The organism is Pelagicoccus enzymogenes (assembly GCF_014803405.1).
Lineage (GTDB): Bacteria > Verrucomicrobiota > Verrucomicrobiia > Opitutales > Opitutaceae > Pelagicoccus > Pelagicoccus enzymogenes.
Genome location: NZ_JACYFG010000006.1, coordinates 877,330 through 890,118, shown reverse-complemented (window position 1 = coordinate 890,118; position 12,789 = coordinate 877,330). Strand labels below are relative to the sequence as shown.

Sequence of the window (12,789 nt, the reverse complement as noted above, 5' to 3'; positions counted from 1 at the left end):
CCGCCGAAGCGGCGGTCGGAGGCGAAGAAGCTTTTGAGCGTGCCCGAGCTCGCCGCGAAGAGAAGGTCGTATATGGCGGCTTCGTTGTAGCGGACCAGCTCGTCGAGCGTGTCGGGCAACGTGAATACGCAGTGGTGGTACCTGGTGGGGAGCAAGCGTTCGCTCTGGGCGGCGACCCACTTGCGGGTGGCCCTGCCTTGGCATTGGGGGCAGTGCCTGTCCCGGCAGCTGTTGTAGGCGACGATCTCGTTGCCGCATGCGCAGACCGTCTGGACGCTGGCTCCCAGGCGGCTTGTGCGGCAGGCCTTGACGCTGCCGAAGACCTTGCACTGCTGGGCGCTGAGCGCCCGTTTCCTTTTGAGAGGGGGTTCGAAGCGGGTGATGATGTCCGCCAGCTTGCCCATGGACCGTTCGCGTCAGCGAGCGCCTCCATTTTTAGGATACGCTTGCAATGTATCTATTTTGTGGGTACTCTGTTGTGTATCCATTTTAATATTACTCGAACAGTAGTATTCTAGGCGCTTTTAGTACAGACTAACTCAAAGGTGTTATGTGCGCGTTTTAACGGTTAAGATGGTCGACGAACAGGCTATAGGCGGAGTTATGCGCGCTTTTCGGGCGATAACGCATTTGGGGTTCGAGGAATTCGTCGGTCGTTTTCTCATCTCCGAGAAATTGCGCCTTTAGAGGGTTGACTCAAGGTTAAAATAAGTGGAAGTACGAGTATTCTAATAAGTTTAGCGCTTAGACCTGTTACCCTAGGCCCAACCCCAACCCCTGTATGTTCATGAAGAAATCCGCCGCTGACGCTCCAGCGTGGCTGAAACGCGCCCGCTCGTCTTGGAATTCCACGGAAACCCCTCCTCCTTCCCGCCGCTGGACCGCTTATTGGGTTAAGAAGTTTCTGGTTTATTTGGAACGCCGGAACGGCGGGGCTCCACCGGATGGGGTGCCGTCGATGGGGGTCGTGTCGTCGTTTTTGCGGTTCATCGTAGAGAATTGGGAGGTGGAGGACTGGCAGTCGGAGCAGGCTCGGGAGTCCTTGGAGTGGTTTGCTCGGGTTGCGGGCTTTCGGGGCGGGGCGGCTGCCCGAGGAGGCTCGGCGTCGCCGGCTGGCAAGGGCGCGAGGCCGGATGGTCCGAGGCGCGAGGCTTCCGGACCTGCCTTGGCAGAGCCCGAGGCGGGGGTGTCGCGCGTTGGCGCTCGCGACCGGGAAGCCTCGCCGGACCTGGGAGGTACGGTGGAGAGGGTTTCGGGAGTGAAGGCGGATGTCCCCGAGCTTCCGCAGCCTTGGCTTCTGGACAATCGCCTTCCGGGCCGCTTTTCGAAATGGGGGGACATGCTGGTTGCGGAATCGCGCAAGAGGGGGCATGCCATCCGGACGGAGAGTACGTACTCGCAGTGGTGCGCGAGGTTTTCCGAGTGGTGGAAAAGGGTGGCGAAGGAGGGGGTTCCTGCTCCGGAGGTAGGCGCGCTGGCCGAGGTCGTGGAGGCTGCGGTCGTTGGGTTCTTGGACTATTTGGCGGTGGAGAAGTGCTCTTCCGAAAGCACGCAGAAGCAGGCGCTCAACGCGGTTTCGTTTCTAGTGACGAAGACCTTGGGGCTGGAGGCGTTGGACTTTACCGGTTTCGTGAGGGGGAAGGCGAAGCGGAACTTGCCTGTGGTGCTGAGCGTGGACGAGGTGCAGCGGCTTTTGCTGCAAATGGAGGGGGAGACGCGCCTCGCGGCGGAGCTGCTTTACGGGGGCGGCTTGCGCCTGATGGAGGGGGTGAGGCTGCGGCTGAAGGACTTGGACTTGGAGTACGGGACGATTCTGGTGAGGGACGGAAAGGGGGCCAAGGACCGGGTGGTGCCGTTGGGGAAGTCGGTCTTGCCGGCGCTGCGACGGCAGATCGAGTTCGTGCAGGCCCAGCATGTGAAGGATTTGAAGGAGGGCTTCGGCGACGTCTACATGCCGCCGAACCTGGCGAAGAAGTGGCCTAAGGCGGGCAAGGACGTGATCTGGCAGTACCTGTTCCCTAGCAAGCGCATGCAGAAGGACCCAAGGAGCGATGCGCAGCGGAGGCATCACATGACGGACCGCAAGTTGCGGGACGCGGTCAAGAAGGCTTCGCGGGCCGCGGGCATCATGAAGCGTGTGACGCCGCATACCTTGAGGCACAGCTTTGCGACGCATTTGCTAGAGAAGCATTACGACATCAGGACGGTTCAGGAGCTGATGGGGCATGCCTCGGTGGAGACGACCATGATCTACACGCACGTGATGAACCGGCCGGGCTTGCACGTGGTGAGCCCGGTGGACGACTTGTCGCTGGGCGGCGGCGAACCGGATGGGGGCGCGGCGTTTTAGGGGAGGACGTTAAGGCGAGGGGATTTTCGCGACCAAGGTCGCTCCTACTGAAGGTTTTGGGATACGGCTTTGGTTGATCCTGCAGCGCGGACGGCGTGGTGCCGAACGAAGTGACACGTTCAGCCGTCCCTCCAGTTGGGTTGACGAGATGGTGGAATTGGGGGTGGAGGCGAGAAGCGTCTTGGGACGAGCCGCGCACCTTGGGCTTGGCTTGGAACGGATGGAGAGTGTCCGCTGGGACAGCGGCCGCTACCTTGTTGGGTGGGGCGGATTATCGCGACCAAGGTCGCTCCTACAACGCGGACGGCGTGGTACCGAGACGGAGTGGCACATTCGGCCGTCCCTCCAGCGGGCGTCGCGGTTTTTGTCCCAGTGCGGGACGGGGTGTCGCGCTTGATTTCGTGTAGGATATTTCGCGAAAATTTATTCGCGTAATGTAAGAGCCTGACAGGCAGTGGCTAATGGCTTTCTCATTGCGGCCGGATTTCGCATTCGGGAACTTGGAACGCTCGTTGCTATCAATGAACCCGAACACAACAAAGGAACTTAAATGTTTGCATTTCTCATTCTCATCATTCCGACCTTCATCCTGGCCTTCTGGGCCCAGAACAAGGTCCGCTCAGCTTACGGCAAGTATGTGCAGGTCCCGTCTCGGGGAAACATCACAGGCCGGGAGGCTGCAGCTGCGGTGATGCAAAAGGCGGGTATCTACGACGTGGAGATCGTCCAGGTGCGTGGCGAGTTGACCGACCATTACGATCCGATCAACAAGCGCTTGGCCTTGAGCGAGCACAATTACAACGGCACGAGCCTCGCGGCTTTGGGCGTCGCAGCCCACGAAGCGGGTCATGCGGTGCAGCACAAGATCGGCTATTCGATGTTGAAGGCGCGCATGGCGATGATCCCCGTGACCAACATCGCGGCTGGCCTGATGCCGTTCGTCATGTTCGGCCCGCTCTTCCTTTTCGGGGCTGGCTTGGGCTCGATGTTTTTGAAAATCGGCGTGGCCTGTTACTTGGTGATGACCGCGTTTCACTTGATCACCTTGCCGGTGGAGTTTGACGCGAGCCGTCGGGCCAAGCAGGAGCTGGTATCCCTGGGTATTTTGGGCCAAGACGAGCTGGTGGGCGTCAACAAAACCCTGGACGCTGCAGCCTGGACTTACGTTGCTGCGTTTGTCACTTCGCTGGGCTACTTGATTTACCTGCTCTCGATGTTGGGAGGCAATCGGGACTAGCAGCAGTTCGTACACATTTTTGCTGGGCGACTCAGTCGCTTAGCAGGAGGGAAAAGAAACAGAGGAGGGAGCCGTCTCGGAAACGAGGCGGCTCTTTTTTTTGGTTCATCACCAAAAGCAGTGGATTTGCTCTTTACCTGTAGGGCCGTCGCTCGCGACGTGCCGCAGATCCCTAGTTGTAGAATATCCTGCATTGCGGCGTGGCGCGAGTGTTTAGCGCAAGGACATAGTTAACACATGTTAAGGTACATGGTTAACGCTTTTCAGGTGGGGCGGTCGAGGGCCGCGATGGATCAGGTTGGAAATCGCGACGCACGTTCGGCTGGCTCAGTGTTGTGGGCAAGGTCGCCTCCTACGATGGTGGCGCTCCTGCAAGGCGGACCGGGTGGTACCGAGGCTGGAAGCCGACACATTCACCGGTCCCTCCAGAGCTAGCCTCTGGCCATTTGAGCGGCGGCTTGGGCGGGGGAGGTGCTGAGCTCGACGAGCTTGAGGCCGGGGAGGGCGTCGCGCAGTGATTGGTGCACGGTTTCCCGGTAGAGGGAGGGGGTGGTGAGGATGCTGCCGGTGAGGGCGAGGATAGGCGAGGGGGCGCTCTGGGCGTAGTCGTAGTAGACCAGCTGGGCGAGTTTAGCGAGCTGCTCGGCTTCGAGGCGGAGCGTTTCCAGCGCCTTGGCGTTTCCCTCTTTGGCGAGCTCGATGATGCGGGGAGCGAGGGCGGCTATGGCGGCGCGCCCTTCGGCGGGAGGAAGGAGTTGGGCGTCCATGGCCCGTTTGCCGATGGCGTAGCCGCTGCCGGGGTCGTCGTAGTGGAAGTCGCGCCCGCTGGCTCGGTAGGCTTTGCCGCTCGGGTCCTTGGCGAAGCAGGCGGATCCGGTGCCGGCGACGAGCACGATGCCGGGTTGGCCTGCGAAGGCGGCGTAATGGGCGATCTCGAGGTCGTGGGTGAGGATGAGTTTGGCGTCGGCGATGTCGGGCTGGATGGAAGTGAGATGCTGGCGGAGCTTTTGGCGCTGGGCAGCGGTGGCGAGACCGGCGATGCCGAGACAGAGTGAGGTGGCTGGCGTGATGGGGGCGCTGGTGGCTTGGATGGCTTGCAGGATATGGCTGGCGGCAAGGGGGTACCCGACGTTGTTAGGATTGCAGCCGGGCGCCTGTCCGGTGCCGATTACGGATGCTGTTGCGCCGATGGCGATGGCGCGGGTGGAGGTGCCGCCGCCGTCGACGCCGATAGAGATGCTGGAGGATTGGGGATTGCTCATCGAGAAGGGAGTGCAGGCTGGTTGGGCGCGGGGGATTCGAGGGCTAATTTGTAGGTTCGTAATGGATTCTTACGTTTGCTTGCCCCTATCAGGGGCGGTCGGTTCGGTTTTATATGCTTAAGGTGTTGTTATCCAGTGAAATAAGAGAATGTTTTAAGTGTATGCGCGTAGGTTTGTCTCAAACCTGCTCCTTGGTATCAAACCGTTTCGCCGGCTAGGGTCTCTTTCAACGACAACGAAGAAGCTCTAGAAGTGCGAAGCAGAAACTGAATCACCTCAAATCCCAACAACCTATGAAATTGAAAACAATTCTCGCGACTGCCGCTGGGCTGCTCGCTACCAGCAGTCTGTTCGGTCTTAGCTCATTTAGCGACGACTTTGAAGGAGATCTCTCCGCATGGACTGGAAAGTCGGGGGGCGCTCACAGCGGAGTCATCGTAGCCGATCCGCTTGATGGAAGTAATCATGTTCTTGCTTTCTCCAATTCGGTAGGAGGTGGAGACATTTTCACCATTGATGCGGTTTCGACCGTCGGAAGCTATCTGTTGTCTTTCGATTACATGGCGGGTGCCCAAAGCAACGGGAGCGGTTTCTTAGGCTTGAGCCTAGGGCTTCCCGGAACCCACACCTGGCTTGCGGGCACGAGTTATGGCGGTCTGACTTTCAACCTGATCGAAGACGGTACTTGGCATCATTACGAAGCCATCATCGCCAATCCTTGGCCCGGCCAGCCTGTCCACCTCATGCTCGAAGATTTCAGAACGCCTGCCGAGAATGCCTACTTCGATAACTTGGTATTGAGGGATTCCTCCCTGGCTGTTCCGGACAGCAGCACCACGAGCGCCTTGCTCGGTCTTGGCCTGCTAGGCTTGGTCGCGATCCGCCGCCGCGTTTCTCGTTCGTAGATCCGAGCGGTCTAGTTTTTCAGGGAGCTACGCTGTTTGCGTAGCTCCTTTTTTGTATCAACCCTAAGGATACTTGTATGCTGCGTTACGGTTGCTCGGCGGCGATTAGACTTTAAGATGGAAATGTCCGCTGGGACAGCGGACCCTACCTTGTGGATTGACGCCCGTAATGGGAACGGGTGCTCCTGCAGCGCGGAATTTGCGTCTCGGGACGAGCCGCTCCACCTCTTTTGCGTCTTCGGAGAAGCCGCGCCACCTTTTCAGGTGGTGACGGGTTTGGGGTCGACCCATTTGCCGTGCTCTTTGATGAGGTCGATGAGGCGGTCGTCGGCTTCGGCTTGCGGAATGTTGTACTTCACGCAGGTCTTGCCCACGTAGAGGTTGATCTTGGCGGGGGCGCCTCCGACGTAGCCAAAATCTGCGTCCGCCATCTCGCCTGGGCCGTTGACGATGCAGCCCATGATGGCGATTTTGACCCCTTTGAGGTGGCCGGTCTTTCCGCGGATGCGCTGGGTGGTGGTCTGCAGGTCGAAGAGGGTGCGGCCGCAGCTGGGGCAGGCCACGAACTCGGTCTTGGTGATGCGGGACCCGGCGCCTTGCAGCACGTTGTAGGCGAGTCGGGTAGAGCGTACGAGGTCGTCGTCGGACTCGATGCTGACCATGTCGCCGATGCCGTCGCAGAGCAGGGAACCGGTGAGGATGGAGGCGTGCAGGAGCTTGTCGAGGAAGGGGGAGGAGACGGCGGTCTTGGATCGCGCGGGCTTGGGGTTGCGAATCCAAAGCGGAGACTTGTTCTTCCAGTGCTTGAGGCGGTCCGCGAGCTGGCGGTAGTAGCCGATACGGTGGTTGGGAGCGGAGGGGGCGATGCTGGAATGCAGGGTGATGATGGTGTCGTCCGTGGGCTCGGAGAGGATGCCGTCGTCGGCGGTGGGGGAGAGGCCGATGATGGGGCGGATCTTGAATTGAGCGCAGAGGTGGACGAACTGCTTGTAATCGTTGTAGTCGTCGTCGCCGAAGTCTCGCAGCGCGGCGAGGTGGTGTTGCTGGGGCGGCAGGGCGAGGGAAACTTCGTCGAGGGGCAGTTTAGGATTGAGCTCGACGACTACGAATTCGGCGGCGCCGTTGATGGCTTCGCAGAGTTCGGTGAGCTTCTCGAGGTCGTCGATGCTGTCGGCCTTGACGAGGATGCCCTCCAGCTTGGAGTCGCCGAGGGCGGGACGGGAGGTCTTCGCTTCGGCGGCGATGGTGACGTATTCGGAAATTGGATGCGGAACCGGGGTAATGACGGTGGGCGGTTCTTCGGATCCGAGCTTGGCGAACTTGCCGAGCTGGATTTTCGAGATTTGGCGACGCTGGAAGTGGAAGGGGTCGACGGAGTCGGGCTTCGGGGATTCGCGACCAAGGTCGCTCCTGCTTGGTCGCCATTGCTCCATGATTTTTTGGGCGAGGGCTTGAGCGACGGGGATTTCGTAGACGGGGTCCTCGGTGAGGGAGACGCGAATGGTGTCGCCGAGGCCGTCCATGAGGAGGGAGCCGATGCCGATGGCGGACTTGATGCGGCCGTCTTCGCCGTCGCCTGCTTCGGTAACGCCGAGGTGGAGCGGGTAGTTCATGCCTTCCTTGTCCATGTGGCGGACGAGGAGGCGGTAGGCTTCGATCATGACCTTGGGGTTGCTCGCCTTCATGGAGAGGATCATGTCGTAGTAGCCGTGGGACTGGGCGATGCGCAGAAACTCGAGGGCGGACTCGACCATGCCGAGGGGGGTGTCCCCGTAGCGGTTCATGATGCGGTCTGAGAGGGAGCCGTGGTTGGTGCCGATGCGCAGGGCGCGGCCGAGTTCCTTGGCTCGTTTTACGAGGGGGGAGAAGGAGTCGTAGAGGCGTTGCAGTTCGGCCTCGTATTCAGCATCTGTATACTCGAGGACGGCGAACTTTTTGTTGTCCGCGTAGTTGCCCGGGTTGACGCGCACTTTTTCGACGTGCTCGATGGCTTCCATGGCTGCGTTGGGCAGGAAGTGGATGTCGGCCACGAGGGGGATGTGTCCGAAGCCGGCGGCGGTGAAGTTGGCCCGGATGTCCTTGAGGGCTTGGGCGGCTTTTTTGTTGGGGGCGGTGACGCGGACGATTTCGCAGCCGGACTCGGCGAGGGCGATGGATTGCTTGACGGTGGCGTCGACGTCTTGGGTGAGCGTCGTCGTCATCGACTGGATACGGATGGGATTGTCGCCGCCGACTCCGACGGAGCCGACTTGGACTTCGCGGCTGAGGCGACGCTGGGTGGCGAAACGGGAGGCGCAGTAGGAGCTCATGGGTGGGCGAGGACTGTGGACTGGGAAAGCTCGATCGGGAGTTCGGGCGCTGCCTTTTTATTGGTCTGCGGGAGGAGGTGTCTCGGCGGCGGTCGTGTCAGACTTTCCGAATACGGGCGTGATCGCTTTGGCTCGGTTTTCGGCTCTCTCGGAGGCGTCGGTGATCCAGCGGCTGACGTCGAAGAAGGTGACGTACATCATCATGCCGAAGAGCAGGATCATGAAGCTGCCTTGCAGGGAGGCGATGACGTTTGGATTGATAGGCTTGCGGCGGAGTTTGTTGATGGTGGCGAAGGCGATGTGTCCGCCATCGAGCACGGGGATGGGCATCATGTTAAAGAAAGCGAGGCTGACGTTGATGAAGATGACGATCCAGAGGGTGTTGAGCATGTCGTACATGGCGGCGCTTTTTATGACCCGGATGATTCCAACGGGACCGCTCATGTGGGAGATGCTGATGTCGGAATTGATGTGCAGCAGGGCGCGCAGATTGGTATAGGTGGTGATGGCGACTTCCTTGAGTTGCTCGATAGGCGTTTGGTAGAGCAGGCTGCGGTTTGTATCGAAACCGGCGATACCGGTTAGGATGTCGGTGCGTCCGTCGGTGTCGACCACGACCTCCTCGGGCGTTAGGGTAGCGGATTTTAGGACGCCATCTTGTTCGTAGGTGAGGGAGATGGATTGGGTGCCCTTGGTGTCGAGGTAGTTGGTGTAGAAGGCGATGCTGCGCACGGGTATCCCGTCGAGGGAGACGAGGGTGTCGCCGGGCTTGACGCCGGCTTTTTCGATGGGGGAGTTGGGGAAGACGGCCCCGACCATGACGGTGTAGCCGGGGCGGAGGCCGACTTGGCGGAGTTTCATGCCTTCGGAGATGATAGGCTGAACTTGGAGATGGATTTCTTGGCCGTCGCGTTCGACGAGGAAGTCGATTTGGCGGGCTCCGTCGGAGCTTTTGCCGGTGCTGAGGGCGATGGCTTGGTGGATGTCGTCCCAGTCGTTGACGGGAGAGCCGTCGATGGAGCGGATGAGGTCGCCGATTTGCATGCCAGCGGCTTTGGCGGGAGCGGGAACCTCTTCGCCGGTGGCGGTGGGGAGGGTGTCGCTGAGGTAGCCCACTTCGACGGAGGTGCGGTCCTCGGAGGTGGGGCGACCGGTGAAGAAGAGGATGGTGGCGAGGAGGAAGGCGAAGATGATGTTGAAGACGGCGCCGGCCACGGCGACGATGACCTTGTCGCGGTAGCCGATGGGCGGCATGGCGTTGGTGTCGACGGAGGAGTCGCCTTCGATGCCGCGCATGTCGGCGAGTTGGGGGAGGGCGACGTAGCCGCCGAGGGGGAGCCAGGAAAGACGGTACTCGACGCCGCCGCGGGTCCAGGAGACGATCTTGGGGCCGAAGCCGATGGAGAAGCGCTCGATGTGGAGGCCGCGCCATTTGGCGGCGAGGAAGTGACCGAGTTCGTGGACGAAGATGGAGCCGCCAAAGAAGAGGGCGACCATGAGAAGGCCCCAGCCTTGGTTCAGTAGATCGGAGAAGTTCATTTTATCGAGTTCTGGGCGCTCGCTTGAGGGGTCTGGATGAACCCGCTTTGCTGGGCGACTGATTTCTTTGGTATTGAAATTGGGTTGGTGTTTTGGACGCCCGCGGAGCGGCCGTCCCACCTGTTCAGGTTTTGTTGACGAAGGTGGCGGCGTTTTGCCGGGCCAGTTGGTCGTAGTGAAGGACTTCGTCGAGGGAGCTTGGTTCTACGTTATCGATGGATTCGAGGGTTTTTTCGATGATGGTGGGGATTTCAACGAATTTTAGCTTCCCTGAGACAAACGCTTCGACGGCGACTTCGTTTGCAGCGTTGAAGACGCCGGTGGCTACGCCGCAGGCTTCCATGGCCCGCCGGGCGTGGGCGAGGCAGGGGTAGCGTTGGAGGTCGGGGGCGTGGAAGTCGAGCTGCATGGCTTGGCTGAAGTCGAGTGGGGGGACGATGCCTTCGCTGCGTTCGGGGTAGAGGAGGCAGTGCTGGATGGCGAAGGTCATGTCGGGCGGGCAAAGCTGGGCGATGACGGAGCCGTCGACGTACTGGACCATGGAGTGCACGATGCTTTGCGGGTGGATGACGGCTTGCACTTGCTCGGCCCGCATGCCGAAGAGCCAGCGGGCTTCGATCATCTCGAGGCCTTTGTTGGCCATGGTGGCGGCGTCGATGGTGACTTTGGGGCCCATGTCCCAGTTGGGATGCTGCAGGGCTTGCTCGAGGGTGACGTTTTTCAGCTGCTCGACGGGGAGGTCGCGGAAGCTGCCGCCGGAGGCGGTGAGGATGAGCTTGTCGACGAGCTGAGTAGCGGGGGGTGGAGACGTCTTCGGAGAAGCCGCGCTAGTTGGATTGGGGTTGAGGCACTGGAAGATGGCGTTGTGCTCGGAGTCGACGGGGAGGATGAGCGAGCCGGACTTGTGGGCGGCTTGCATGATGAACTTGCCGGCGAGCACGAGGATTTCCTTGGAGGCGACGGCGAGGGTCTTGCCGGCCTCGATAGCCCGCAGGGCAGGCAGGAGCCCGTGGGTGCCGACGACGGCTACTAGGGTGGTGTCGGCCTCCGGGAGGGACGCCAGTTCCTCGAGCCCGGAGAGGCCGCAGTGGAGTTTGGTGGTAATGGGGAAGGCGGTGCCAGCTTTAGCGGTGGCGTAGGCGGACTCGTCGAAGATTCCGACGTGCGGCACGCCGAACTCGTAGGCGATCTGGGCGAGTTTCTCTACGTTTTGGTTGGCGGCGATTCCGACGAGCTTGAGGCGATCGCGGTGCTTGCGGATGACCTTGAGGGTGCTCTCGCCGATGGATCCAGTGGCTCCGAGGAGGACGATGTTCATTAGGGAAATTGAAAATTTGAAAATGCAGATTGAAGATTCGAATTTGCGGGTCCCGGCAGGGGGCTTTCAATTTCGAACCTGCAAGCTTCAATGGGGAGCGACTACTGGAGCAGGCCGAACAGGAGGAAGGCGGTGGGAGAGGTGAGGATGAGGGAGTCGGAGAGGTCGAAGGCGCCTCCGATGCCTGGGATGAAGCGGCCGGAATCTTTTTCCTTGGCGGCTCGCTTCATCATGCTCTCGACGAGGTCTGAGACGATGGAGAGGGCGGCGATGGGGAGGGCGATGAGAGCGGCCCAGTGCGGCTGGAAGAAGTCCGGAAAGTAGTCGCCGGCGAAGGAGACGAAAGCAAAGCCGATGCCGACGGAAGTGAGGCAGCCGCCGATGGCGCCTTCCCAGGTTTTGCCGGGGCTGGTGTTGGGGGACATCTTGTGGCGGCCGAAGGCTTTGCCGAAGATGAGGGCGCCCACGTCGCAGAATTTGGCGGTGGCGATGAGCCAGAGGATAAGCATGAGCCCTTCGCCCATATCGGGAGTGATGGTGAGCATGCGGGCCATGAAGGTGAGCATGAAGGGGATGTAGATCAGGCCGACGAGGGTGGAGCCAAGGGTTTCGATGCGTTCCTCGACCTCGCGGTGCACGAGGATGCGAAGGCAGATGGCCACGATGGTGACGGCGATGATGCTGGCTTGCAGGCCGGGCACGGGGTGGTCGAAGGCCTTTTCGATGTAGAAGGGGCCGAGGATCATGAAGGTGCCGAGCGAGGAGCCGAGGGACTTGAAGGGGCGGCGTCCCATCTTTTCCATGAGGCCGTAGAGTTCCCACTGGGTGCCGAAGCTGATCATGGCGATCAGCCAGACGGCAGCTTCGGGGGTGTAGCTGACGGAGCCGATGATGATGGCCCAGAGGAGGATGGTGCTGAAAATGCGTTTGGCCACGGTTGCTTTTTAGGGCTGAAGGCTGAAGGGGTTAGGCAGGGGTGGGGGCGGGGCTGGCCAGCTGTTCGCCGGTTTTGCCGAAGCGGCGCTCGCGGTTGCGGTAGCAGGCGAGGGCTTGTCGCAGTTGCTCTTTGCCGAAGTCAGGCCAGAGGGTTTCGGTGAAGTAGAATTCCGCGTAGGCGGATTGCATGAGCAGGAAGTTGCTGATGCGGGTCTCGCCGGAGGTGCGGATGATGAGGTCCGGATCGGGCAGTTCGGAGGTGTAGAGGTGCCGGGAAAAGTCGTCCCAATCGGTGGTGTCGGGGGAAATCTCGCCTTTGGCCACGGCTTGGGCGAAGGCCTTGGCGGCGTCGAGGACCTCGTTGCGCGAGGAGTAGTTGAGGGCGAGGGTGAGGTGCCAGTCGTCGAATTCCTTAGTGGCGTCGATGGCTTTTTTGAGGGCCTTTTGGGCGCTGTCGGGCAACTCGTCGATACGGCCGATGGCGTGGAGGCGGACCCGCTTCTTGACGAGGGTCTTGGTCTCGCGCGAGAGGAAGAGCTCGAGAAGCTCCATGAGGGCGCGGACTTCCATGTCGGGTCGGTTCCAGTTCTCGGCGGAAAAGGCGTAGAGGGTGAGGTAGCGAATGCCCAGCTCCTGGCAGGCGTCGATAATGGCGCGGGTGGCCTTGGCGCCTTCCTTGTGTCCACGGGGGCGCGAATGCCCGCGTTGTTTCGCCCAGCGGCCGTTGCCATCCATGATGATGCCGATGTGTCGCGGGTTTGGTTTTTCTGTGGATTCGCCGTTCATTCCTGTGCTTTGGGGAAGAATAGCGGCGAGGATCGAATGGGGTATGCGCTTTGGCAAGGCGTTATTGGGTGGGGTTTTCACGCTTCGGCAGAGGAGGAGGGAGGATGGTGGGCTTGGGCGGAATTTCGCGGGGATTGCATCTGTTTG

General features: G+C 60.7%; 10 protein-coding genes. 3 read left to right on the top strand and 7 right to left on the bottom strand.

Translation table 11 applies throughout. The features are described from left to right. A partial coding sequence (locus tag IEN85_RS06055) for an IS91 family transposase (RefSeq protein ID WP_191616167.1) occupies positions 1–404 on the bottom strand: 404 nt, incomplete at its 3' end. Between the two features lie 383 nt (positions 405–787). On the opposite strand from IEN85_RS06055, the gene IEN85_RS24760 reads away from it, so the two are divergent. Next, positions 788–2,350 carry an integron integrase gene (locus IEN85_RS24760; protein ID WP_318186581.1) on the top strand — a complete coding sequence of 521 codons (1,563 nt, stop codon included), beginning with the start codon at positions 788–790 and terminating at the stop codon, positions 2,348–2,350. 550 nt (positions 2,351–2,900) lie between these two features. Further along, a complete protein-coding gene (locus IEN85_RS06045; protein WP_191616166.1) occupies positions 2,901–3,587 on the top strand; it encodes a zinc metallopeptidase in 687 nt (228 codons plus the stop codon). A gap of 431 nt (positions 3,588–4,018) precedes the next feature. Here IEN85_RS06045 and IEN85_RS06040 read toward each other — a convergent pair whose 3' ends face one another. After that, on the bottom strand, positions 4,019–4,849 hold the full coding sequence (locus tag IEN85_RS06040; RefSeq protein ID WP_191616165.1) for a BadF/BadG/BcrA/BcrD ATPase family protein: 831 nt from the start codon (positions 4,847–4,849) through the stop codon (positions 4,019–4,021). Positions 4,850–5,142: 293 nt separating this feature from the next. Here IEN85_RS06040 and IEN85_RS06035 point away from each other — a divergent pair, with 293 nt between their 5' ends. Then, positions 5,143–5,754 (top strand): VPDSG-CTERM sorting domain-containing protein, encoded by a 612-nt coding sequence (locus tag IEN85_RS06035; RefSeq protein ID WP_191616164.1) that lies wholly within the window; start codon positions 5,143–5,145, stop codon positions 5,752–5,754. A gap of 260 nt (positions 5,755–6,014) precedes the next feature. Here the strand turns inward: IEN85_RS06035 and ispG are convergent, their stop codons facing one another. The 5 genes from ispG to uppS all read right to left on the bottom strand — a co-directional run bounded on the left by ispG (position 6,015) and on the right by uppS (position 12,642). After that, a complete protein-coding gene (gene ispG, locus IEN85_RS06030) occupies positions 6,015–8,063 on the bottom strand; it encodes a (E)-4-hydroxy-3-methylbut-2-enyl-diphosphate synthase (RefSeq protein ID WP_191616163.1) in 2,049 nt (682 codons plus the stop codon). Positions 8,064–8,120: 57 nt separating this feature from the next. Continuing rightward, positions 8,121–9,602: an RIP metalloprotease RseP gene (gene rseP, locus IEN85_RS06025; RefSeq protein WP_191616162.1), complete on the bottom strand. Its 1,482-nt coding sequence runs from the start codon at positions 9,600–9,602 to the stop codon at positions 8,121–8,123. A 124-nt stretch (positions 9,603–9,726) separates the two neighbouring features. Next, positions 9,727–10,920, bottom strand: coding sequence for a 1-deoxy-D-xylulose-5-phosphate reductoisomerase (gene dxr / locus IEN85_RS06020; protein WP_191616161.1), 1,194 nt, complete (start codon positions 10,918–10,920; stop codon positions 9,727–9,729). A gap of 101 nt (positions 10,921–11,021) precedes the next feature. Then, entirely contained in the window at positions 11,022–11,855 is an 834-nt protein-coding gene (locus IEN85_RS06015) for a phosphatidate cytidylyltransferase (protein ID WP_191616160.1), read from the bottom strand. A 31-nt stretch (positions 11,856–11,886) separates the two neighbouring features. Next, positions 11,887–12,642: an undecaprenyl pyrophosphate synthase gene (gene uppS / locus IEN85_RS06010; RefSeq protein ID WP_191616190.1), complete on the bottom strand. Its 756-nt coding sequence runs from the start codon at positions 12,640–12,642 to the stop codon at positions 11,887–11,889. Positions 12,643–12,789: the final 147 nt, after the last annotated feature.